Source organism: Bacillus sp. FSL K6-1366, from assembly GCF_037976695.1.
In the GTDB taxonomy this organism is placed as follows: domain Bacteria; phylum Bacillota; class Bacilli; order Bacillales; family Bacillaceae; genus Bacillus; species Bacillus subtilis.
In genome coordinates, this window is record NZ_CP150268.1 from 673,464 (window position 1) to 695,118 (window position 21,655).

Annotated in this window: 26 protein-coding genes and 6 pseudogenes; 8 read left to right on the forward strand and 24 right to left on the reverse strand. The window is 37.5% G+C overall.

Features of this window, described 5'->3' with window-relative positions:
• Window positions 1-79: 79 nt before the first annotated feature.
• A complete protein-coding gene (locus tag MHI44_RS03655; RefSeq protein ID WP_106073593.1) occupies window positions 80-616 on the reverse strand; it encodes an AAA family ATPase in 537 nt (178 codons plus the stop codon).
• A 154-nt stretch (window positions 617-770) separates the two neighbouring features.
• Here MHI44_RS03655 and MHI44_RS03660 point away from each other — a divergent pair, with 154 nt between their 5' ends.
• The 3 genes and pseudogenes from MHI44_RS03660 (at window position 771) to MHI44_RS03670 (ending at window position 1,770) form a co-directional block, all read left to right on the forward strand.
• Window positions 771-1,256, forward strand: a complete 486-nt coding sequence (locus MHI44_RS03660; protein WP_326132435.1) for an ImmA/IrrE family metallo-endopeptidase — start codon at window positions 771-773, stop codon at window positions 1,254-1,256.
• Between the two features lie 5 nt (window positions 1,257-1,261).
• A pseudogene (locus MHI44_RS03665) lies at window positions 1,262-1,654 on the forward strand (sigma-70 family RNA polymerase sigma factor); the annotation flags it as partial.
• A complete protein-coding gene (locus MHI44_RS03670; RefSeq protein ID WP_003229898.1) occupies window positions 1,654-1,770 on the forward strand; it encodes a hypothetical protein in 117 nt (38 codons plus the stop codon). The pseudogene MHI44_RS03665 and the gene MHI44_RS03670, both read left to right, overlap by 1 nt.
• Here the strand turns inward: MHI44_RS03670 and MHI44_RS03675 are convergent.
• From MHI44_RS03675 to yrkP, 5 genes and pseudogenes are all read right to left on the reverse strand, one after another.
• A pseudogene (locus MHI44_RS03675) lies at window positions 1,736-1,936 on the reverse strand (recombinase family protein); the annotation flags it as partial. The gene MHI44_RS03670 and the pseudogene MHI44_RS03675 overlap by 35 nt on opposite strands.
• On the reverse strand, window positions 1,879-2,043 hold the full coding sequence (locus MHI44_RS03680) for a hypothetical protein (RefSeq protein ID WP_010886576.1): 165 nt from the start codon (window positions 2,041-2,043) through the stop codon (window positions 1,879-1,881). The pseudogene MHI44_RS03675 and the gene MHI44_RS03680, both read right to left, overlap by 58 nt.
• A 544-nt stretch (window positions 2,044-2,587) precedes the next feature.
• The gene (psiE, locus tag MHI44_RS03685; RefSeq protein ID WP_003246154.1) at window positions 2,588-3,004 is read right to left on the reverse strand and encodes a phosphate-starvation-inducible protein PsiE; all 417 of its coding nucleotides are present in this window, start codon (window positions 3,002-3,004) and stop codon (window positions 2,588-2,590) included.
• A 45-nt stretch (window positions 3,005-3,049) separates the two neighbouring features.
• Window positions 3,050-4,348 carry a two-component system sensor histidine kinase YrkQ gene (yrkQ, locus tag MHI44_RS03690; protein ID WP_003246194.1) on the reverse strand — a complete coding sequence of 433 codons (1,299 nt, stop codon included), beginning with the start codon at window positions 4,346-4,348 and terminating at the stop codon, window positions 3,050-3,052.
• Window positions 4,335-5,030 carry a two-component response regulator YrkP gene (gene yrkP, locus MHI44_RS03695; RefSeq protein WP_339202911.1) on the reverse strand — a complete coding sequence of 232 codons (696 nt, stop codon included), beginning with the start codon at window positions 5,028-5,030 and terminating at the stop codon, window positions 4,335-4,337. Before yrkP ends, yrkQ begins: the two co-directional genes overlap by 14 nt.
• Window positions 5,031-5,297: 267 nt before the next feature.
• Between yrkP and MHI44_RS03700 the strand changes: the two genes are divergently transcribed.
• From MHI44_RS03700 to MHI44_RS03710, 3 genes are all read left to right on the forward strand, one after another.
• Complete coding sequence (locus tag MHI44_RS03700) at window positions 5,298-6,509, forward strand: DUF418 domain-containing protein (RefSeq protein WP_339202913.1); 1,212 nt, start codon at window positions 5,298-5,300, stop codon at window positions 6,507-6,509.
• On the forward strand, window positions 6,434-6,682 hold the full coding sequence (locus MHI44_RS03705; RefSeq protein WP_144483143.1) for a hypothetical protein: 249 nt from the start codon (window positions 6,434-6,436) through the stop codon (window positions 6,680-6,682). The genes MHI44_RS03700 and MHI44_RS03705 overlap by 76 nt, the downstream gene beginning before the upstream one ends.
• Window positions 6,683-7,026: 344 nt before the next feature.
• Complete coding sequence (locus MHI44_RS03710; RefSeq protein WP_029318133.1) at window positions 7,027-7,584, forward strand: GNAT family N-acetyltransferase; 558 nt, start codon at window positions 7,027-7,029, stop codon at window positions 7,582-7,584.
• Between the two features lie 488 nt (window positions 7,585-8,072).
• Here MHI44_RS03710 and MHI44_RS03715 read toward each other — a convergent pair whose 3' ends face one another.
• The 15 genes and pseudogenes from MHI44_RS03715 to bltR form a co-directional block, all read right to left on the reverse strand.
• On the reverse strand, window positions 8,073-8,597 hold the full coding sequence (locus MHI44_RS03715) for an NAD(P)H-dependent oxidoreductase (protein WP_003246192.1): 525 nt from the start codon (window positions 8,595-8,597) through the stop codon (window positions 8,073-8,075).
• 244 nt (window positions 8,598-8,841) lie between these two features.
• Entirely contained in the window at window positions 8,842-9,318 is a 477-nt protein-coding gene (locus tag MHI44_RS03720; RefSeq protein ID WP_004398792.1) for an HXXEE domain-containing protein, read from the reverse strand.
• Between the two features lie 582 nt (window positions 9,319-9,900).
• Window positions 9,901-10,677 (reverse strand): sulfite exporter TauE/SafE family protein, encoded by a 777-nt coding sequence (locus tag MHI44_RS03725; RefSeq protein ID WP_212059456.1) that lies wholly within the window; start codon window positions 10,675-10,677, stop codon window positions 9,901-9,903.
• A gap of 59 nt (window positions 10,678-10,736) precedes the next feature.
• Window positions 10,737-10,964, reverse strand: a complete 228-nt coding sequence (locus tag MHI44_RS03730) for a sulfurtransferase TusA family protein (RefSeq protein ID WP_069322778.1) — start codon at window positions 10,962-10,964, stop codon at window positions 10,737-10,739.
• Between the two features lie 33 nt (window positions 10,965-10,997).
• Window positions 10,998-12,132, reverse strand: a pseudogene (locus tag MHI44_RS03735) (MBL fold metallo-hydrolase).
• A gap of 29 nt (window positions 12,133-12,161) precedes the next feature.
• Window positions 12,162-12,447: pseudogene (locus tag MHI44_RS03740) on the reverse strand (DsrE/DsrF/DrsH-like family protein).
• 20 nt (window positions 12,448-12,467) lie between these two features.
• On the reverse strand, window positions 12,468-13,025 hold the full coding sequence (locus tag MHI44_RS03745; RefSeq protein WP_181217271.1) for a sulfurtransferase TusA family protein: 558 nt from the start codon (window positions 13,023-13,025) through the stop codon (window positions 12,468-12,470).
• Between the two features lie 66 nt (window positions 13,026-13,091).
• Window positions 13,092-13,187: pseudogene (locus MHI44_RS03750) on the reverse strand (rhodanese-like domain-containing protein); the annotation flags it as partial.
• A gap of 23 nt (window positions 13,188-13,210) precedes the next feature.
• Entirely contained in the window at window positions 13,211-13,693 is a 483-nt protein-coding gene (locus MHI44_RS03755) for a DsrE/DsrF/DrsH-like family protein (RefSeq protein WP_015251635.1), read from the reverse strand.
• Between the two features lie 148 nt (window positions 13,694-13,841).
• Window positions 13,842-14,102, reverse strand: coding sequence for a metal-sensitive transcriptional regulator (locus MHI44_RS03760; protein ID WP_003237170.1), 261 nt, complete (start codon window positions 14,100-14,102; stop codon window positions 13,842-13,844).
• A 21-nt stretch (window positions 14,103-14,123) separates the two neighbouring features.
• On the reverse strand, window positions 14,124-14,441 hold the full coding sequence (locus MHI44_RS03765) for a sulfurtransferase (protein WP_339202918.1): 318 nt from the start codon (window positions 14,439-14,441) through the stop codon (window positions 14,124-14,126).
• A gap of 383 nt (window positions 14,442-14,824) precedes the next feature.
• Window positions 14,825-15,385 carry a cupin domain-containing protein gene (locus MHI44_RS03770; RefSeq protein ID WP_339202920.1) on the reverse strand — a complete coding sequence of 187 codons (561 nt, stop codon included), beginning with the start codon at window positions 15,383-15,385 and terminating at the stop codon, window positions 14,825-14,827.
• Window positions 15,386-15,610: 225 nt separating this feature from the next.
• Window positions 15,611-15,754 (reverse strand): hypothetical protein, encoded by a 144-nt coding sequence (locus MHI44_RS03775; RefSeq protein WP_076458315.1) that lies wholly within the window; start codon window positions 15,752-15,754, stop codon window positions 15,611-15,613.
• Window positions 15,732-15,863, reverse strand: a pseudogene (locus MHI44_RS03780) (hypothetical protein); the annotation flags it as partial. The gene MHI44_RS03775 and the pseudogene MHI44_RS03780, both read right to left, overlap by 23 nt.
• Before the next feature lie 64 nt (window positions 15,864-15,927).
• Window positions 15,928-16,749: a multidrug efflux transcriptional regulator BltR gene (gene bltR / locus MHI44_RS03785; protein ID WP_256682891.1), complete on the reverse strand. Its 822-nt coding sequence runs from the start codon at window positions 16,747-16,749 to the stop codon at window positions 15,928-15,930.
• Window positions 16,750-16,865: 116 nt separating this feature from the next.
• Here bltR and blt point away from each other — a divergent pair, with 116 nt between their 5' ends.
• On the forward strand, window positions 16,866-18,068 hold the full coding sequence (gene blt, locus MHI44_RS03790; RefSeq protein ID WP_212059449.1) for an MFS transporter: 1,203 nt from the start codon (window positions 16,866-16,868) through the stop codon (window positions 18,066-18,068).
• Between the two features lie 168 nt (window positions 18,069-18,236).
• On the forward strand, window positions 18,237-18,695 hold the full coding sequence (gene bltD, locus MHI44_RS03795) for a spermine/spermidine acetyltransferase (protein WP_041850101.1): 459 nt from the start codon (window positions 18,237-18,239) through the stop codon (window positions 18,693-18,695).
• Between the two features lie 152 nt (window positions 18,696-18,847).
• Here the strand turns inward: bltD and MHI44_RS03800 are convergent, their stop codons facing one another.
• The 3 genes from MHI44_RS03800 to MHI44_RS03810 all read right to left on the reverse strand — a co-directional run bounded on the left by MHI44_RS03800 (window position 18,848) and on the right by MHI44_RS03810 (window position 21,541).
• The gene (locus MHI44_RS03800; protein WP_339187319.1) at window positions 18,848-20,152 is read right to left on the reverse strand and encodes a hemolysin family protein; all 1,305 of its coding nucleotides are present in this window, start codon (window positions 20,150-20,152) and stop codon (window positions 18,848-18,850) included.
• A gap of 262 nt (window positions 20,153-20,414) precedes the next feature.
• Window positions 20,415-20,558 carry a YrzO family protein gene (locus tag MHI44_RS03805; protein ID WP_014477437.1) on the reverse strand — a complete coding sequence of 48 codons (144 nt, stop codon included), beginning with the start codon at window positions 20,556-20,558 and terminating at the stop codon, window positions 20,415-20,417.
• Window positions 20,559-20,575: 17 nt separating this feature from the next.
• Window positions 20,576-21,541 carry a DMT family transporter gene (locus MHI44_RS03810; RefSeq protein WP_004398909.1) on the reverse strand — a complete coding sequence of 322 codons (966 nt, stop codon included), beginning with the start codon at window positions 21,539-21,541 and terminating at the stop codon, window positions 20,576-20,578.
• Window positions 21,542-21,655 lie beyond the last annotated feature (114 nt).

Consider the following 21,655-nt stretch of genomic DNA (forward strand, 5'->3'; position numbering starts at 1 on the left):
TAGGGTTGTCAGCACTTGCCCCCAACAAGAGCAAGTGAATCAGCTCCGTGTTCTTCTTTTTCAATCGCTAGCCGTTAGTTTAATTAGAATTCAAATAATCCAAGACGCGGTGAACTCTTTCGCTGACTGAGCAATCGCCTTCAATTTTTAACACTGGACAAGATAAATCTGCCATCCAATGTTCATGCAAAGCTCTACTTCTAACTTCCATTCCAGCAGTATCATATAAAGAAGCCCACTCTAAAAATGCTTTTGATTGTTCATATTTACTGCCACCGGCTAACACTTCATTTCCATAACGCTGAAATTCCCTATGCCTTAATCTCTCAAGCCGTATATCTTGTGGAATCCATAAGAAGACGACAAGGTCAAAATAACTTTTTAGATTATCGCCCCAGCCACACACTGCACCAGAAAGAATCCATTTCTCATTTATTGTTAAGTCTTTTTCAAGCAACTTTCGTCTTTCAGGAATTTCTCTTTTTTTAGTGAATTTATCTAACCAATAGTAATCATCGGTATCAAGATGCGTATGAGGCAAATGCTTTGATAATGCAGCACCCAATGTTGACGTTCCGACCCCAGAGGCTCCCAATATGTGAATATTTTTTTTCATACTTCCCCCTCCTTATTAAGCAACCAAACTCCCTGTTGCATAAGGTACTTACTATTATTTTGACATAAATCCCTAAAGACCTTTACTTTTCTAGAGAAATCCAGATGCGTGTTAAAATCATCATACTTACGAAAACAGTCATTTAGAGGATTGGATTGAAAACTTATACAGAAAGATTGATATTACAGAGCCTGAACAAATTAATTTTGAACGGATTGCCGAGGCTTTAGATATTAGGCTGTCGTTTAAACCTGTTACAAGCTTCGCACTTAAACACAGCGGAATTTATAACATATGCTTGGACAGCCGAAAAAGCCGAACTGAACAATGGTATGATTTTGCTCATGAATTTTGCCATATATATAGACATGAAGGCGATAAAAAAACAATGCCTGCAACTTGGACTGATTATTTGGATTGGCAGTCCAATTATTTTACATATCACTTTTGCATTCCAACTTGCATGTTGCGTAATATCAATCTTCCGTACATACAATCACATGCAATTGAAAATGTAGCTTGGTTATTTAAGGTATCCCCTTCATTCGCTAAGAAACGTTTAAGCATTTATTACAGGAAACTGACTCAACATTTATTTAGTCAAACTGTTACGGGAAATTTATGCCCCCCCTTTTTGTAATGAATAATGAAATCCTCATGCATTTGCGCGCATTGAAAAAAACAAAAAAAGACGTCTCCCTTCACGATCCGATCGGGCAGGATAAGGAAGGGAATGAAATAAGCCTGATTGACGTTTTGAAATCAGAAAACGAAGACGTGATAGATACGATCCAGCTCAATATGGAGCTTGAAAAAGTGAAACAATACATTGACATTTTAGATGACCGTGAGAAGGAAGTGATTGTCGGGCGGTTTGGACTTGATTTGAAGAAGGAAAAAACGCAGCGAGAGATTGCCAAAGAACTCGGTATCTCACGCAGCTATGTATCGCGGATTGAAAAGCGGGCGCTGATGAAGATGTTTCATGAGTTTTATCGGGCAGAGAAGGAAAAGCGGAAGAAGGCGAAGGGGAAATAATGCAGAAGAAGCCGGATCTCATACTCCGGCTTTCTCTATTTGAAAGAGTTATGAAAATCATTTTTTTCATCGCTGATAAGCTCTCCGAGAAAGACAGGCAGGATCGTAACAAATAACTTGACTTATAATCCTCCCGCAGGCATTCAAAGCCGGACGTTCTAAAAGCTCTCCTGAGAAAATCCTTAGATCGGTATACTTCAGTACATCTTTAGTCCCTGCTTTCTTTATACAGGCCTCGATCTGGCTGTCGATGCTCGATCCCTTGATCGCTTGTTCCACGATATATTGCTATCACCCTGGATCTCCTGCCTATAAAGTTTTATTAAATAATGATAGCAATCGTTCATGCATTTGTCAGTTTGCAGTCCCTCGATGATTATTACCTTCATAAAATACATCACCCCTTGGGTAATGCTGCGTAATACCTGTTTGTCCTAATGAGGTGATTTTCAATGAGTATGAAAACAAATAAAAAAACCGATGGTTTGTACCATCGATCTGTTTTCTATATCACTAGGCCCTCAATATAGTAAATCTAGCTCATTGGTTATGAAAGCTTATTTTCATTACACACTATATATTAATTTGTTATCATTTCTATACGTTTATATCAATTATGGTAAAAAATGGTTACAAAAACCCAATAAACGTCCAACCTAACTTTTTCATCTTATTTATTAAGAATTTTAACCTCTTCCTTGTAAAATAAAGAAGCGATTTTCATCTCCAAACAGTTAATGCTATTTCATCGGGACATGTCTGTTAAAGTAGCCAATAAATACATTCGGATATCCACTTACAACCACGATTCAATTTGATCCACTACAGATTTCTGAGCTGACATTAAACAGATAGAGTTATAAAAATCTGTACCAGTTCCCTTTCACAATTAGGACATTTCGGCGGCGTATCGGCATAATGCGAACTAATTTATTAATGTTCAACAACAGAATTTCGTCTATTGGCAATAAAGAATCCACAAATCATTGCAAGAATGGCCATCGCCCACCAGAACGTTGAGATCGCCTGATCATGATCGATGATAATCAAACGAATGACAGCTGTGATGCCAATATAAATGAAGTAGCGAAGCGGAAAATGAAAGTCTGATTTGAAGTATTTGATAATCAAAGCAATGAACTCAAAGTACATGAAGAATATAAGCAGTTCTCCAAGCATCTCATAATAGCTGTCCACTTTGTTGAACAGTGACTTGTATACGAATAGCACAATGTACCAAGTCTCGCTGATCAGAAGTGCGCTTAAGGCTAACGCCAGAAAGAACAGACAGACGTTGAGAAGCGCTTGTAACAGGTAAGGCACCTTTTTGAATTTGTTAGAAAATCTCATCATGTTGTCTCCTATTTCAATATATTCGTGGTTTTTATTCTCAGCCTACATCTTGGTGTTCCAAAATCGTAGCACAATGTAGTACTTAGAATTCTTTTGTATACTGTGAAACTGTCCCTGCATGCGGGACATCATTCGCGCAATGCTTCTTTCACCGAGTCCGTTGCTTTCCGGTGTTATATCTGCAAGTTTAATCGTATTGCTAACATGGATCTCAAATATCTCTTGATCCGATACAAACGTGATACTGATTTTTTCTTCCGGATCTGCGTATTTCAATAAGTTTGACATCACATTATCAAATACACGACCAAGCTCCTCCAAATTCACGTTAATATAGGTTTCCGGCAGCTCGCCTGAAATATGGACCCGAAAATGCTCCTGATGAAGGATAGCAATCTGATCTGATATTAGATCGTAGATCACTTCTTTCACTGCAACGGTCTCCAGATCGGCCTCATATTCCTTGTTCAGCAGGAAATACGCAAACAGATTGTCAGACAAGCTTTTTAATTGCAGTGCTTTACCATAAGCATTGGCTACATACCGATCTTTGCTGGCACCCGCTTCGCCTCCCTCTTTTTTGGCAAACTCCAGATTCATGATCAGCGACGTCAGCGGTGTGCGCATATCGTGCGACATTTCGGTAACCAGGCTGCGGCTCTCAGCTTGCAATTCCTCGATAGCTTTAAGTTTATCCAGGAAAGCTTTCCGCAGATCCTCAATGCTCTTTGCAATCATCGCTAATTCATCATGCCCTTTTATCGTCATCTCGTAGTCCAGTTCGCCCCCTTCAAGAATATGAATCTCTTGATGAATCGTTTTAAGGTAGCGAAGACTTTGGCGAATTCCGAAGAGAACAATGATTAAAAAGATGAGGGTTGCCCCGAGCAAATCCAATGCAAAGGCCAGATCATAATATCGGGAAGAGTAGAAACCGTCGATAATGACTCGTCCTTCACCATCGCTAAACTTGACAGGATGTGAATGATTTTGAGCGTACTGAGTCAGCTTTTCCTTTCCATAATCCGATTCGGAATAAATAGAATCATATTGCAGCTCCTGATCCTTGAATATGGTGAGGTTAATGTAATTTTCTTTTTTGACCCACTCGCCAAACGCTTTTCTATCTGATGTAGACAACTCATTTTCTGAAACGTACTTGCTGAATTTTTGAATGTATCTTGCTGACTCCTCGTGATAATACTCTTCCGAACTCAGATATCCCTCGATCAGATCATCTGTGATCTTTTGCAACGTCAGAAAGATCACACCACTCACAATCGCAGCAACCATTATCAGCAAAGCCAGTTTTTTGGTTAGCGTAAATTTAAGATGCGCCAAATCGATATCCTCTTCCCCATTCAGTTTTTATATAAACCGGACGTGTCGGATCATCCTCAATTTTGGAGCGCAGCTTCCGTATATGCACCATCACCGTATTGTTGGAACAGTAAAAGTAAGGCTGTCCCCACACACTCTCATATATATTTTGGGCAGAAAATATTTTGTTGCGTTTGTTCATCAGAAGTTTCAGGATACGATACTCCAGATCTGACAACTTGATTTGCTTCTCCTCTTTCCACACCTCATTAAATTCTTCGCTCACTCTTAGTTTGCCCCCGATAAGAAATGTTTCTTCCTGTTCCTTCTTTTCCTGATAGATAGTATATCTGCGTAATTGAGCAATCACTCTAGCGTGAAGTTCCTCTTCCGAGAATGGTTTAGTCATATAATCATCGCCGCCGGCGAGTAATCCCTTAGTTTTATCGAGTGTACTCGATCTGGCCGTCAGAAACAGAATCGGGACGCTAGAGGATTTCCTGATGTGCTGACATGTTTCAATTCCCGAAATGCCTGGCATCATAATATCCAAAATAACCAAATCAAGCGAGTCATTCACAAGTTGCAATGCTCGCTTTCCATCCTTGGCTCTTAGCACCTCGTAACCTGCACGTGTAAGGGATTCCTCCAAAAGATCACCAATATCCTCATCATCCTCTACGACTAATATTCGATAGGCCATGTCTCTCTCACCTCATGATTCTTGTTGTTATTTCTCGTGTGTCCTTACTATATATCGTTCATAGTAATAAGTACGTTATAAGATACTACGTAAATCTTAACAATTTATGAAAGCTGATGCTCGCCACAAATTTGTCACATTTTCTAAAAAAAATGATGACTCTTCATAAATTGTTAAGATTCGGTCTTTATATTTATCCATTGTAAGGCTCAAGTTTTTCAGATCCGCACTACACATTGCCGTGATAAATGGGAAAGGAGTATTGATATGATTGTACAAAAAGAAGGACGCGGGCAACCGGTGAGTCTGCGGGAACGGGTTCATTTTCTGGACATCGTACGAGGATTTGCCTTGCTTGGCATTATTATTGTCAATTATTTTCTGATCGTAGATTCAGTAAAGGGATTCGAAATGGCCTCCGATGACGTACTGCATAAGCTGGTTTCCTGGTTTGCCGAAGGGAAATTCGTTACGTTATTCTCCTTCCTGTTCGGAGTCGGGTTTATGATCTTTATGGATCGAGCCGCGCAGAAGGTAGAGAGTCCCAACAAGCTGTTTGCCCGCAGGTTATCTATCCTGTTGGGATTTGGCATTTTGCACATCACATTTGTTTGGGTCGGTGACATATTGGCCTTTTACGCCGTAAGTGGCTTCCTGTTACTCGCCTTCTATAAACGCACGGCCAAAACGGTGCTTAGATGGATTATCGCACTTATCGTGTTTCAATTCCTGACTCCTGTTTTCACAATGTTGTACAATGTCATCAATACTGCAGGGTCAAAAAACCCGAATTTTTCAGAGTTTACTTTGTTTAGCCACAGCAGCCTTACCTACATGGAATCCATCAGCACTCGGTGGACAGATATGGTCACGATGGCTGCCGGCTCTTTCTCTATGATCTATTCCATGTTTCTCATGTTTCTGCTGGGCGTGTACTTTGTTAAGATGGAATTTTTCAAAGACATGGAAGCGAAAAAGCCTATATGGAAGCGTATCTGGATCATTAGCACAATCGCTTTTCTAATAACACAAAGCAGTATATTACTAGACATGTTTAATCTTTCTGAGAATATGCTGTGGAAGGACATTTCCTCTGTCTTGGGTCAAAATGGCGGCTTAACCGGAAGTATGTTTTATATGAGCACTTTTGCAATGCTGTTTCTATACCTTCCTCAGCTGCGAGGCCCTATGATGATATTCACCAAAGTCGGACGGATGTCATTGACCTGTTATCTGCTTCACTCTATCATTGGAACAGTTCTGTTCCTCAGGTACGGATTCGGGCTTGCGGATCATATTCAATCCGCCGGCACGTTCATGTTCAGTCTGGCCGTGTACTTCGTTCTTATGAGCTTTAGTACATTGTGGTTGAAACGGTTTAGGTACGGTCCGATGGAATTAGTATGGCGCAAGCTGACGTACGGCAAAGTAAACGGGAGTCCCAAAGCAACTCCGCTGCATTCGGAAAAATCTATTTAGAAATAACCCCCTTGCACAGATTGCATGACTTCAAATTAGTGTTGTTGAATGAAGCGAGCATTAAACGGACAGATTTGATATATGGACTAGTTATTTTTATATCATTTAGGCTTCTTTGGGCTAATAAATCCACCAGAGTTTACTCAATGTGCATTGCTCATGATCGAATCTAAATTGAATCTTTTACGCATGTTCATAGTCAAAGGCGCCTCATTCGACTATTTTTGTAACTTTTCGCAGGAAAAATTCGAGAATGATGACAAATCCCGCATACGACACTTAATACGGTAGTGAACAATAGTAAATTAGGGTTACATGCAGCTTGTTTTCCAATGAAACAAAGAAAAAGAATCATACAAAAAGACAGGAGAAAGCTTTTGAAGTATTTTAACGCCAAATTTACCGCGGAAGAAAGAGCGATGGAATCACTTTTTTGTGAAAAGGCCTCGCAGAGCAGCTCGAATGTTTTACTGAACGACTGAACTCTATATTTTAGCAACTGAGGGAGTGAACAATCATGAAAACTAAAAATGAACCAAAAGTTATTCTGGAACTAGCAAAGGAATCTGATCTGCCAGAATTCCAAAAAAAATTACAAGAAGCCTTTGCGATCGCCGTGATTGAAACGTTCGGTGATTGCGAAGATGGGCCGATTCCATCGGACAATGATGTTCAGGAGTCTTTCAATGCTCCCGGAGCAGTGGTATATCATATTCTTCAGGATGGTAAGAATGTCGGTGGTGCAGTAGTACGTATCAACAGCCAAACAAATCATAATTCGCTAGATTTATTCTATGTATCTCCAGAATATCACAGCCAAGGGATTGGTCTTTCTGCTTGGAAAGCCATTGAAGCACAGTATCCGGATACTGTGCTTTGGGAAACCGTGACACCTTATTTCGAAAAGCGAAATATCAACTTCTATGTGAATAAGTGTGGATTTCATATCGTAGAGTTCTACAATGAACATCACTCTGATCCGCATATGCATCGCAATGGACGTGAAGATGACAAGCCCCTACTGAATGATGATGACTTTTTCAGATTTGTAAAGATTATGAAAAAAAAGGACTAAACAATTGAACACGGCGAGATGCCGCAGAGAGTTGCTGGTAACTTTTTTATATTTCATTATCAGAGGAAGGTAATAATGATGTTTAAAAGGTGTTTTGATCCCTGTCTCATAAACAGGGGTCAAAACACCTTTGAATCATCGGTTTCTTTTCTGACATATACCACGCCCACTAGTCCCTCAACATAGTAAAAACATATCATGAGTTACAAAAGCTTTTATTCAAAGCATATGTTTATTTTATTTATACTTATTTTCATCATTTTTCAGAATTCTGGACACAAATCGGGTACCTATTAGAGGCCAAGGAACTCTACATTTCATTAAGAAATACGTACTCATTGCCCTGCTTTAATTAATTTTAAGCCCTCGCACTATGCCCCCCTGAATTAAGTATTTGATGTAACTTTGAAATTAAGTTTATGAAAATCTGTCACAAACCCTTATTTCATAACACATCATTTGTTTCAGCTTCCCTCGCGAATACCGGATTAATGCTCGGCTTTAAGATAGTCAACCAATCTCTCCGCACTGTTCTTAACATCTTCTTTTGAAAGATGAAGTGTCCCATATTGTGTAAACGCAGGAAGAAAACGCATTCCTATATAGTTAGCAGTGACTTGAAACGGTCTGATAAGCTCGCTGATCGTGATATTATATTCTCCGCCTGCTTGATAATCAGATTCCTGTGCGCCTAAGGAGATAGCTAAGAGTAGTTCTTTTCCATGCAATTTAGTTCCTCCAGTTCCATAAGCCCAGCCATGTGTTAACACATCATCTTCCCATTGTTTGAGTAACGCGGGACTGCTGTACCAATACATTGGGAACTGAAAAACGATACGCTCATGATCTAACAGGAGCTGCTGCTCTTTTTCTACATCAATGATAAAATTAGGGTATTCACCGTACAGGTCATGAACCGTAATGTCTTTCTCTTGCTTTAAACGATTCATCCAGGTTTTGTTGACAACAGACGTTTCCAAATTAGGATGTATAACGATAACTAATGTTTTCATTAGACTGATTATCCTTTCTTTGCCAATTAGTTATTATTTTTTACGATAATGAATTGATTCTAATTTTAAAATAGCAACTTTATTTACACCTATTTTATCCTTTTTCATGAATTCAGGGCAACTAATTGGGCACCAAAATCAATGATGACTTAAGACATTGTTTTGTAGAAATCCGATATAACAGAATAATCCATTATTTAGAAAATTTCCACCTTTCCCCTCAATCCTTACCAATTTAAACTCATTAAGGAGATACTTTATCACCAACTTTAAATAATAATGGAATAAGTGCTAATAAAATAATTCCTACAACCAACGTAGATATTATTAACTCCTTCCATACAATCAAATTCTTTAAAAACATTTGATAAATAACTAATGAGTTTACTGGAATGTTAAGCAATAAGCCCGTAAGAAGTCCAGGTGCATACTTTTTCATTACAACAGTTGCGATAAGATGTGGAAAAATAGCGTTGATAACCATAGAACCTAGAAAGCCAATGAAAATCCATTTTGCAATATCTGATTCTGGCATATATAAAAAACCAAATGCAGATAAATAAGCCAACATAGTTATAACAATGACAGCAAAATGAAATTCATTTGAAGTTACTGGCTTTTGAAACTTTGAAGATTGTTGTGACCACTCAGGTAACCAAATAGCTTCCTCAATATTATGAAGTGTAATAGCAAAACAAAAAAATGCTACGAAATAAACCACCTATCATTTTCTCCTCGGTGCCACAACCAATATGGTTTGGCAACATTATATTACATTTGAGGCTGATTGGATATGGTGTTAAAAGAGAGAAGAATCTGCCTTAGTAGTTGCTTCTTAATTATATGTGCAATAACGTGTTGTTACGTGGCATGTCATATTCAAATATAATAACTCTAAAGCAAACAAAGATACCTATATAGTTTGGCATCCTCTTTTTTAGTTCGAGTCCCTCTATTTATTTTGGGCACAAAATAGACATAATTTATATTGACTCATTATACCCATCACATACCATACCCCTTAAACCAATCAGGATTAAAATGTTTTAAAAAAGGTGATCAAAGATTAAGTTATGGTCTCTTTTATTTTATGAATGCTGTCTTAATGCAAAACAACACTGGACACCACTAAGTCAAATGCATTTCATGGTACTATAGTCAAGACTTGTCCAAGTCACCATTATCAAAATGAATATCATCAAACACTTGAAACATTTATTGAACGCGGCCAAGTGTCATAACATTAATAAGAAACCAACGAGTGATGAATCTTTTAATCTTTCATTTTACCCGCTGGCTCATATCAAAGGAGCTCTAACCAAATTTTAATAGCTGTCGCACCTATTAATTGCGCTAAAACCCATTGCAGGAATTTTGTATTTACTTTTTGCCCAACTGATGCACCAATAGGAGATGCAATTAAACTAGCAATCATAAGAACCAGCGCTGGTACAAAAAGAACCTGGCCCGTGATTACTTTTCCAACTGTTGCGCCAATGGATGAAAGAAATGTAATCGCAAGAGATGAAGCGACTGTGACTCTAACAGGAATATTTAAAATCGATAACATAATGGGGACTAGGATAAAGGCGCCGCCAGCTCCTAAAATACCTGATACGCCACCAATGATAAACGCTAAGGAAGAAGCCAACCATTTATTAAATATCACTTCCTTATCTTCGCTATGTTCTTGTCCTTTTTTAGGTATCAACATTAAAATAACTGCTAAAATAGCCAGAATTCCGTATATAAAGTTAATTCCTTTTTCAGATATGTAATGAGAAAAGTAACTCCCCAATACACTCCCTAAAAGGATGCTGCTTCCCATGTAAATAATTAATGCTTTATTTAGAAGACCACTCTTACGATAAGCCCAAACACCGCCGAGTGTCGCAAAGAAAACTTGAATAGCCCCTATCCCTGAAACTTCATGGGCAGTTAATGACATCACTCCCACTAAAGAAGGAATGTACAATAGCATTGGATAATTAATAACTGCTCCGCCAATACCAATCATTCCGGAAATAAAGGCACCAATAAACCCTATAATGAAAAGAGTTGTGATAAAGGCAATATCCACTTTGGTTTCCTCCTTTCAAAGGAAAAGGGTATCTTTTTATTCGATACCCTTTCACATTATTAGCCTTTTTTAATCCAGAATTTCAATACATCACCTTCATCAGTTTGCTCTAAAAGGTCATGCCCGCCTGATTTAGACCAAGCTGCAAGATCACTTTTAGCTCCCTTATCTGTTGCATGCACTTCTAATATTTGACCTGATTCCAGTTCATCCATCGCTTTTTTTGTCCTGACGATTGGCATTGGGCATGCCAGGCCTTTTGCGTCTAATACTTTATCTGATTTCATGTTCATCTCTCCTCTTTTTAATAGAAACTTGTGTTACCGTATTGCACAGCGGTTTGGACCAATCTCCATTTCACGCTGTTTTTCTTCATCTGGGCTGATTTTCCCCATGTTTGTTTCTCGAATCTCTTGGTATGCATTTGGTTGCGGAGGCAAATGATCTGTTACTAGGTGTCTAAATTCTGTTTCATCCGCAATGTTCAAACCATGGTTCTCGCTAAATAATGTACTTAGTTTTTTACCAACACTTCCATCCTCATTTAGCTCGTCAATGATCGTAAAGTGTGCTGGTAATACAATTAAATCCTTTGATAACGCTTTGTAACGGCTATAAAGCGTTTTTCTTAAATCTCCTACCCAATCTTCTGCCATACCGGCTAAGTCTGGTCTGCCAATTGAATCAATAAACAAAATATCACCTGAAAGAAGATACAGATCATCGACAATGAAAGAAGTGGACCCAATCGTGTGCCCCGGAGAATAAATCGGTTGAATTTTAATCGTTGTATTTCCAATGATCATGTCGTTTCCTTCTTCCAACGGCTGATAATCGAATACCACTTCTTCAGCATCTTTAGGCGGTAACCAGTAGGTTGCTTTTGTTTTTTCAGCAATGACTCTGCCGCCTGAAATATGGTCCGCGTGAAGATGTGTATCAAATACGTGAGTAATCGTTGCACTCTTCTCCTTCGCAAAATCCATAAAGAAATCTACCATACGTGTCGCATCAATAATTGCTGCTTCACCATTGGAAATGACCATGTATGACAGGCAGCCTTTACCGATTCGAACAAACTGATACATCTCACCGCCATCTTTTAAATCCCCGACTTTTACCGGCTCTAAATGTTCGCTCCATGCTTTCATTCCACCCTTAAGATAGGATACAGAATGACCTGCTTCAGATAGCATTTCGGATACCATGACGGATGAACCTTCTTTTGCACAAACGACCAGCACTTCTTTATCAGAAGGAATTTTCTCCAAGATATCTTCTACGCCATCTAAAAGATCGAAATACGGTATATTTAAATGGTCAAAGTCATGTCCTTCAATCTTCCAATCGTTAAAATCATTTTCATTACGCACATCCAAAATAAATAAAGGTTCTTTGTTAAAGATTTTTTGTGTGACTTCTTTTGGGGTCATTGCCTTTACGGTCATGTTTCAATACCTCCTATATCGAATCTTTTAGCGGGACTAAAATGTTAAGGATACATCAGCATCTTTAGTAAAATCTAAAAAGGTAACAGCCCCGCCTACTTCGATTCCTTCCATAAAATCATCTTTTGTTAAACCCATAACGTCCATCGTTATTTGACAACCAAATCATGCAACTCCCATTTCAATCAGTTTAGGAATAGAAGGCACATTTGCTTTCTTACAACCTTCTGCGACATGTTCTTTTCCTTGTCGCAATATTACAGACTTTATAAGCATCAAACAGACCGCCATTTGCCGCAATAATCGCTACTCTTGTACTCATCTGTTCATCATGCTTTTTATTTATTCGGTTTTACCTGTCCAATCCCGCATACCGGGGACAACATTAATAACCTTTTTAAAACCTTGTTTCTTCATGGTGCGGGCCGCCATTTCACTCCTTCTTCCCGAATGGCAGATAATATAAATTTCATCATTTTTGTTTAATTCGTCAGAGCGCTTTTCCACTTCACCAAGAGGGATATGCACAACTCCAGGGATATGAGCTTTTTCATATTCCTCTATCTCTCGAACATCTAAAATGTTAAGAGACTCGTCACTATCTACTTTCTGTTTGAAAGCTTCTAATGAAATCTCAGGAATTGAAGATGCATTTTCTGATGAATGCTCTCCTCCTTTTCGAAGAAAATGACGAAGTATTTCTCCCTCTGCTTCAGTACCTAGATATTCATGGCCTGTACTTTTTGCCCATGCTTCCAGATCTACTGTAGAACCTTTATCTGTCGCATGAATTTCCAATACTTCACCAGCTTTTAAATCCTTCATTCTCTTCTTCGTTTTTACGATAGGCATTGGACACGCCAAACCTTTAGCGTCTAGTACAATAGTTGCTTTCATCATTTTTTTCCTCCTTTTCTCATATAGGGGTGGGGGTATATAAACATACAAAAAGTTTCTCACTGGAAGTTAATACCATGTATTCATACCCCCTTTTATATTTGTGATCTTTTTAAATCCTTGTTTCTTCAATATTTTACTTGCCTTTAAACTTCTCATTCCGCTTAGCAATGAGTAAATGAGTAGCATTAGATAAATAAGTTGACACTGCCTTCCTCAGCATCTGCCAAATAAGCTGCTACACCAGCATAGTCAATATCATCTAATAGTTCTTTTTCCTGTAAACCAAGAAGATCCATTGTCATCGTACAAGCTACGAGCTTTACCCCCTGTTCTTGAGCCATCTCAATCAACTGAGGCAAAGGAAGTGCATTATGCTTTTTCATCACATTTTTAATCATTTTAGGGCCCATACCTGCAAAGTTCATTTTAGATAAACCCATCTTATCAGCACCACGAGGCATCATCTTTCCAAACATTTTTTCAAGAAATCCTTTTTTCACTGGAATCAGCTCTTCTTTACGTAAAGCGTTTAATCCCCAAAAAGTATGGAAGATCGTCACTTCATGATCGTAGGCAGCTGCACCATTTGCAATAATATAGGCTGCCATTGCCTTATCATAATCCCCGCTAAATAAAACAATTGTTGTGCGTTTTGTTTGTTCTGTCATGTTTATTCCCCCAACTAATTACCCCTGTGGGTATATTAAAGTCAAAAAATTTTTTTTCGAAAGATCTGCTTTTATTCAACTCTTTAAATACCGTAGGGGGTATAATATAACGCATATAAAAATTCGTCAACCTTAGGTTGATGAATTTTTATCGGCTCTTTACCAATAAGTCGACTGCTTCTTTTACTAAATTTTGTGTGTCTTCGCCTTTTTCTAAACTTTCACGAACACAATGTTCAAGGTTTGTGCTCACAATTAAACCCATCGCTCGATCGATCGCATTACGGGAAGCTGCTAATTGGGTCACAACCTCTCTACAATCTTTTCCTTGTTCCATCATAGTCAATACACCTTTAATTTGTCCTTCAATCCGTCGTAAGCGGTTTTTAATCTTTTGATCATACTCCATATATCAATGAAATCCTTTCTTTCATTTATTTTTACATTTACATGCTGCCAGTTCATAACTGTTTACATGGATACCTTTGCGCTTTAGAAAACGCACTCCTAAATTTAATTCCACCTGGTCACGAGCTATTATGTGTATTTTATCACGTGGAATCTCTAAATAAAAACGTTTTAGATACGCATATGGGATGTTTAAAATAATATTATCCGAAAAATTGGGTACATCGTTATAATGGCGAATATCTAATATTGTGATGTCCATAGCCTTTAATTTATCTTTATGGATACAAGAGATTCCGGTTATAGGATAATAACGTCTATACGTTGCAATGATAATCACAAAAATAAGCAGGAATGCAATAACTAAATAATTGATACTACTTACACCACCTTATTAACTCTTTGTTATTCACAAAACAATAATATACCCCTATAGGTATATAGTCAAGTGTGAAAGTTACTTTCTTTGAGCTGATAGATTCATTTCGATATCCGCGGATTGAAAAAATACTTACATTCGATAATGCCAATTCTGCTAAAAGGAACTCGAATAAAGCAATAAGCCGATTTAATTTTAAATCGGCTTTATTTATCAATTACTTAAAATTAGCACAAGACACGCTGCTTGGATATTAAATGGGGTTTCATTAGCATGGTACTGGTTCCCCATGTTTCATGCTGAATGTGACTTTAATTATTCTAGAATTCTGCAGAATATCTGTGCTAATCTTCCGCAGCCACTGCATCTGCTTTGGTTTTATGAACTGTACCAAATGGATGGTTAGGAGGAGCATAAATGGAGTAAAGTTTTAATGGCGTATTTCCTGTATTAATTACGTTGTGCCAAGTGCCGGCAGGGACAACAATGGCAGAATCATCATAGACATTTCTTTGAAAGTTCAAATTATCTTTACTCTTTCCCATTTTGACGATCCCACGCCCCTGCTCAATCCGTAAGAACTGGTCAACGTTAGGATGGATTTCCAAACCAATGTCTTCTCCAATACCAATACTCATCAAAGTAACTTGAAAATGCTTTCCTGTCCATAAAGCAGTACGGAACGTATTGTTTTGTTTTGTGGCTCTATTGATATTTACAACAAATGGTTTTGGTCCATAATCCCTCAAAAGAAGGTTTCTATCTTCATATGAAGAGCGCAAATCGGCACCTCTGTGTACGTTCTCCATCTCATTTGGAATAGTCCAATAAACAGATCTTCCATCATTATACATCGGCACAGTCACATAATAATAACATTGAGGCGAAAAAGGGTTATAGTACATTTTTTGATCCCCGCAATTATAAATTTTTGTGATAGTATCCTATGCATTTATTAAGGGAGTGTGCTAAATCAAGAAAACTCATATTAAACACAAAAATGAATGTTCGATCACCGTTTGATTCATGGATGAATAATTTATCACCGACCTTGTAATCGTTTTCTGGATGTTGAATTTCACTAGCCTTTGTTAACATGACATCGAATGACACCTTTATATGATGGATTATCAAAAGTCGACGATCCTAAATGGCTTTTGAACATTTACATAGCACAACAACAGAGTATACGGAATTCTGTTGTTTGTCCCCCCTATCCCAGCTCTTTTAGATTTATCTCTTTGGATGCGCCTTGATGGCCAGCTTTTCAGCAGCGTAGTATTTAGCGCCTCCTGAATCGTTATAGCATATTTCAACGCCGATAGACTTGCGGTTCCCAGTGCCGTTTGTACCGTCTCCTGTATGTGGGCTCGCTTTTAGTAAACCAGTTTATATTCTTTTTGGGCACACAACAGAAACAATTTTCCCATATGAAAATCTCGTAATCTTACACCTCTTTAACTTGAAGGAGGATTTTTGCATATGTATTTTCATACCCGTCAACTACCATCTCATCCAGCATATATTCCTCATATGCATTTTCCCCTATTTGCATTCCATTTCTTTCAATGAACTCAATGATTCTCCGGTACGCCTCTTCAGTATTTCCGCCTATTTCATATCCAACTGCATACAGGCCTTTTGGTCGTACATGATAATTTATGTTCTCTGCCCCATCTTTTACTTTTATATAAAAGTAACTGTAATTGTAGAAGTCTTTTTCTAAGATTTGTTCCCGTGCAAAGATTCCGCCTATCGGATATCCTTCATCTAATTCATATTGCTGAACTTCATGAATGAGTTCTGAAATGGCTGCCACATATTTTCGTTCCGGTAAGTTTAATGTTTTTCGGCTTAACATGAATGTTTCTTCATTTAAATATTCAAAAGAAATTGAGGAAAAATCAGTCTCAAGTGCTTGTTCTGTAAGCGTCACTTTTGTTTGTAAGATCATTTGCAACTGCTTAAGCTCATTTATTTTTTTATCAATCTCAATAGACTTTTCTTTTAGAACATGCAGGATCTTGTCTGGTGTTTTTCCTTTTATTAGACACTTTATTTCTTTTAATGGAACCCCAAGCTCTTTAAATAGACTGATGACTTGAAAAATCTCAAATTGATGATAGGAATAATATCTATACCCATTTTCTTTTTTTATTTCCGGCGAGAAAAGACCAATCTCATCATAATGAAATAAGGTTTGTTTTTTTACACGGCAGAGCTTCGAAAACTCCCCTGTTGTGAAATACTTCTTAACATCTTCGCTCATAAAAACCTCCTTGACTATACGGTAACCATATACCTTATGATTTGATTGTACTTGAAAAAAGCGTCAAGCGAAAAGGATAGGTAAAAAGGGTTCAATTGAGTAAAAGGGGAATTCAGATGAAAAAATCAATAAATGAGCAAAAAACGATATTCATTATACTATTAAGCAACATCTTCGTAGCATTTCTTGGTATCGGTTTAATCATTCCAGTTATGCCTTCTTTTATGAAAATCATGCATTTATCCGGCAGCACAATGGGTTATCTTGTTGCGGCTTTTGCCATTTCTCAGTTAATTACTTCACCTTTTGCAGGTAGGTGGGTTGACCGTTTCGGGAGAAAAAAAATGATTATTCTCGGGCTGCTTATATTCAGTTTATCTGAGTTGATTTTCGGATTAGGGACCCATGTTTCAATATTTTATTTCTCGAGGATATTGGGTGGTGTAAGTGCGGCTTTTATCATGCCCGCGGTAACAGCATATGTAGCTGATATTACAACCCTAAAGGAAAGGTCAAAGGCTATGGGGTATGTTTCTGCTGCAATTAGCACAGGCTTTATTATTGGGCCTGGTGCGGGAGGATTTATTGCCGGCTTTGGCATCCGCATGCCGTTTTTCTTCGCCTCCGCCATCGCGTTAATAGCAGCTGTCACTTCTGTTTTTATACTAAAAGAGTCATTGTCGATAGAAGAACGCCATCAACTCTCATCTCATACAAAGGAATCAAATTTCATTAAAGACTTGAAGAGATCCATTCATCCTGTCTATTTCATTGCATTTATTATCGTCTTTGTAATGGCTTTTGGTTTATCAGCTTATGAAACGGTATTCAGCTTGTTTTCTGATCATAAATTTGGCTTCACACCAAAAGATATTGCAGCCATTATTACGATTAGCTCCATTGTTGCGGTAGTTATTCAAGTTTTACTTTTCGGGAAATTGGTCAACAAACTTGGAGAGAAAAGAATGATTCAGCTGTGCTTAATAACCGGTGCGATCTTGGCTTTCGTGTCTACTGTTATGTCAGGATTTTTAACTGTTTTGCTTGTAACTTGTTTTATTTTTCTGGCGTTCGATTTGCTACGTCCGGCCTTAACCGCTCATTTATCCAATATGGCCGGTAACCAGCAGGGTTTCGTAGCAGGCATGAACTCCACATACACCAGCCTGGGAAATATATTTGGACCTGCTCTAGGCGGTATACTATTTGATCTTAACATTCATTATCCTTTCCTTTTTGCAGGTTTCGTTATGATTGTCGGCCTTGGTCTTACAATGGTTTGGAAAGAAAAAAAGAATGATGCTACAGCTTTGAATTAATTCAGCCTCTATAAAGTCAAGTCATTTGGATGCAGGGAATGCCTCTGGTTAGGCACAATAAGAAAAGGTACTTAATTTGATAGGCTACATGTTGCTTGACGTGAATATAGTTTAAGCTGAGTTTTAGCAATATCAGGATACCGGGATAAGAAAAAAGGAGAATGTAGTATGAGTATAAACATAAAAGCAGTAACTGATGATAATCGTGCTGCAATTCTTGATCTGCATGTCAGCCAGAATCAATTATCATATATTGAATCTACAAAAGTATGTTTAGAGGATGCAAAAGAATGTCACTATTATAAACCTGTCGGGCTTTACTATGATGGAGATCTAGTCGGTTTTGCAATGTATGGATTGTTTCCCGAGTATGATGAAGATAATAAAAACGGACGAGTCTGGCTTGACCGATTTTTTATTGACGAACGCTATCAGGGAAAAGGATTAGGGAAGAAAATGCTTAAAGCCCTCATTCAGCACCTTGCAGAGCTATATAAATGCAAGAGAATTTATTTAAGTATATTTGAAAATAATATTCATGCTATACGCCTTTATCAAAGGTTTGGTTTTCGATTTAATGGTGAACTCGACTTTAATGGTGAGAAGGTAATGGTAAAAGAGCTATAGATATCCAAGCCTCCTTGTTTGCTGAGAAACGTTTGAATTTCGATCATGATTACCTACTTAAACTGCAAGATCATTGTTTAAAAAAGCCTGGATGAAAATTTCATCTCAGGCTTTAAGCATCTAGTCAAAATCTCATGTGCTTTATCTAGATGTTATTCTTTTTTCCGGACAATTTCTAAATAATTAATATGCCGGCCAACTGTTTTGTGCACTTTAAAAATATACCCATCGGCTTCTATAACGGATCCAACTGCAGCGTCTATTTGTTGAGTCATAAACCAGCCGCCTATTGTATCCACTTCGTCACTTGCTAACGTCGTTCCCAATAAATCATTTACATCTTCAATGAGCACTTTCGAATCTAAGATATAGTGATTATCATTTACTTTTCTAATATTAGGCACTTCATCTTTATCAAATTCATCTCTGATTTCCCCGACAATTTCTTCAAGAATATCTTCAGCAGTGACTAAACCTGAAGTGCCGCCATATTCATCCACAAGAATAGCGATATGTGTTCGCTCTTTTTGCATTTTTACCAATACATCATGAATTGGAACGGATTCAATAACATGGATAACAGGGTTGATATGATTTTCTAACTTGAAATCCTCTTTTATCTTCTGGTCTGTGTCAATATAAGCTGACAAAAATTCTTTAGCATTGATAAAACCAATGATTGAATCTTTATCTCCATTTAGGACGGGGTACCTTGTATAGCTCTCTGTCTTAATGGTCTTAACAATAGTTTCATAAGAATCCTCACTAGAAATCGCTACGATCTCTCTTCTCGGAATCATAATTTCTTTGGCGATTCTTTCATCAAATTCAAAAATATTATTTACATATTTCAACTCATTTTGATTGATTTCACCGCTCTTATAGCTTTCAGACAGTAAGATGCGCAGTTCTTCTTCAGAATGAGCAAGTTCATGTTCTGATGCAGGTTTCAAACCGAAGAGTCCTACTATAAACCGGGCTGAACCATTTAAAAACCATATAAAAGGGAACAGGATGCGGTAAAACCAAATAATTGGCTTTGCAGTCAAAAGAGTGATGGTTTCCGCTTTTTGGATAGCGAGTGTTTTAGGAGCAAGCTCTCCAACTACAACGTGCAAAAAAGTCGCCATCACAAAAGCAATCACTAAGATCAATACATGTGAGACTGTTTCACTTACATGAAAATGAGCAAATAAGGGGTGCAAAATCACTTCAAAAGTCGATTCTCCGACCCAGCCAATTCCCAACGCTGTAACCGTGATCCCTAATTGACAAGCTGACAAATATTCGTCCAAATGAGTAATGACCTTTTTGGCTGATATGGCACCTTTTTTTCCCTCTAATATGAGTTGGTCAATTTTTGATGACCTGATCTTTACTATCGCAAATTCAGTCGCAACAAAAAATGCTGTTAAGACAATTAAAAGAGTAAAGATTATAAGGTTAATGGTTGTCAATGATTTGCCTTACCTAGTAAGGCGTACACCTCCGATGTAAATATTTATTGAATAAACAAAAAACAGTATATATAACATTATAAGTTCAAAAGAACCTAAAATCAACTCTGAATGATGTAAATAATCATCTTTTTCCGTATGGAGAGTGGTTCCCATAGTCTTCAACTAACGATTAGTGACGTTTTAAGGCTTAAAATAGAAAGCAAAATAAAAACACACCTGAATTTTCTGATGTGTTTCAATAATATCCAACCGTCTTGATTTATTTAATGTCTTTATTAAGGTTTTCTTTTAAAATTTGAATCAATTCCGCCTGTTGCTTTATATTTTTGCGGCCATTTCTATTAATTGCAGCAAGTTCACAGACAATTCCAGCTGAAATGAAAAACAATAAACCTTCAAACATTTTAAATCCCCCACCGTCTAAGTGATAGTCAAATTTGTTTTTTCTTTTTGTAATACCTGCTTATAATCTTCCTTACGCTGATATATGTTATTTAAAATGAGTCCAATAATGACAAACAGTGTTCCTACTATATCAAATGCAGTTATGTTATATCCTTTGATCACCATGATTAACAATGTAGTAATGGGGACAAAGTTAATAAATAAAATCCCATTAATGGATGATAGGATTTTAATGCCATAGTTCCAACTAAGGAGGGCTATGATACCTGGTAAAGTAATCATAAATAAAAAATCATACTTAATTGCTGCAATCACTTTAATACTCGGTACCGACACGTAACCTTGCGCGGTAAGTATAGCTGTCATGATTCCTGTTATAGCTGTGCCGAATAAACATGTCAAAGTTGAATAACGAAGTGTGGACCACTCTCGGAATATCTGTCCCCCCATTGTGTAGACAACCCACCCTAAAACACCAATGAATATAAAGAGTATCGAGAATAGATGATCCCCTAATGAAAAAAAGAAACTTATATTACCTTTGGTTATGACCATCGAAGCCCCCAAAAAGGCAATCAATATACTGATCATTGTGTATTTTTTAGGTTTCACATGTTTATATCCCCATAGAATAACAATTGAAAGCATCGGCATGAGTGCCTCGGCAATGGATGCTGTCATAATTCCAGACTTCCCCATCAACCTTTGACCTAAAAAAATAAGAACATTGTATATAGTAAACGCCATCACCCCAAATAAAATGATCCATTTTGCTTTACCCTCTAAATGAAATGATTTCTTTCCTTCTCTCACCAATAATAAAATCACTAACATAATCGTTACCACACCGTAGCGAATAAATGAAAAATAAAACGGATCAACAAATTCTAATGCATGATCTGCAACTGGAAACATCGCGCCCCAAGACATACTTGCTACTAAACATGTAAGGGCACCAATGAATAATTGACCTTTTTTCATTGAATTCCCCTCCTTTTCTTTAAAATTACAATGAGAATTATAAAAAGAAGTAAGCATCAAGTAAAATGAACAAAAGTGATGAAAAACATCATTGATAATGATACTTTAATGAAG

Excerpts from the sequence above, each read along its gene's own strand:
- MHI44_RS03670 (WP_003229898.1), top strand. The coding sequence starts at position 1,654 with ATGCAGAAGAAGCCGGATCTCATACTCCGGCTTTCTCTATTTGAAAGA.
- MHI44_RS03805 (WP_014477437.1), bottom strand. The coding sequence starts at position 20,558 with ATGTTTGAAGGTTTATTGTTTTTCATTTCAGCTGGAATTGTCTGTGAA.
- MHI44_RS03745 (WP_181217271.1), bottom strand. The coding sequence starts at position 13,025 with ATGATGAAAGCAACTATTGTACTAGACGCTAAAGGTTTGGCGTGTCCA.
- yrkP (WP_339202911.1), bottom strand. The coding sequence starts at position 5,030 with ATGGCCTATCGAATATTAGTCGTAGAGGATGATGAGGATATTGGTGAT.
- MHI44_RS03710 (WP_029318133.1), top strand. The coding sequence starts at position 7,027 with ATGAAAACTAAAAATGAACCAAAAGTTATTCTGGAACTAGCAAAGGAA.
- blt (WP_212059449.1), top strand. The coding sequence starts at position 16,866 with ATGAAAAAATCAATAAATGAGCAAAAAACGATATTCATTATACTATTA.
- psiE (WP_003246154.1), bottom strand. The coding sequence starts at position 3,004 with ATGAGATTTTCTAACAAATTCAAAAAGGTGCCTTACCTGTTACAAGCG.
- MHI44_RS03755 (WP_015251635.1), bottom strand. The coding sequence starts at position 13,693 with ATGACAGAACAAACAAAACGCACAACAATTGTTTTATTTAGCGGGGAT.
- MHI44_RS03810 (WP_004398909.1), bottom strand. The coding sequence starts at position 21,541 with ATGAAAAAAGGTCAATTATTCATTGGTGCCCTTACATGTTTAGTAGCA.
- MHI44_RS03770 (WP_339202920.1), bottom strand. The coding sequence starts at position 15,385 with ATGTACTATAACCCTTTTTCGCCTCAATGTTATTATTATGTGACTGTG.
- bltR (WP_256682891.1), bottom strand. The coding sequence starts at position 16,749 with ATGAGCGAAGATGTTAAGAAGTATTTCACAACAGGGGAGTTTTCGAAG.
- MHI44_RS03715 (WP_003246192.1), bottom strand. The coding sequence starts at position 8,597 with ATGAAAACATTAGTTATCGTTATACATCCTAATTTGGAAACGTCTGTT.
- MHI44_RS03760 (WP_003237170.1), bottom strand. The coding sequence starts at position 14,102 with ATGGAGTATGATCAAAAGATTAAAAACCGCTTACGACGGATTGAAGGA.
- MHI44_RS03655 (WP_106073593.1), bottom strand. The coding sequence starts at position 616 with ATGAAAAAAAATATTCACATATTGGGAGCCTCTGGGGTCGGAACGTCA.
- MHI44_RS03705 (WP_144483143.1), top strand. The coding sequence starts at position 6,434 with ATGGCGCAAGCTGACGTACGGCAAAGTAAACGGGAGTCCCAAAGCAAC.
- bltD (WP_041850101.1), top strand. The coding sequence starts at position 18,237 with ATGAGTATAAACATAAAAGCAGTAACTGATGATAATCGTGCTGCAATT.
- MHI44_RS03730 (WP_069322778.1), bottom strand. The coding sequence starts at position 10,964 with ATGAAATCAGATAAAGTATTAGACGCAAAAGGCCTGGCATGCCCAATG.
- MHI44_RS03680 (WP_010886576.1), bottom strand. The coding sequence starts at position 2,043 with ATGAAGGTAATAATCATCGAGGGACTGCAAACTGACAAATGCATGAAC.
- MHI44_RS03700 (WP_339202913.1), top strand. The coding sequence starts at position 5,298 with ATGATTGTACAAAAAGAAGGACGCGGGCAACCGGTGAGTCTGCGGGAA.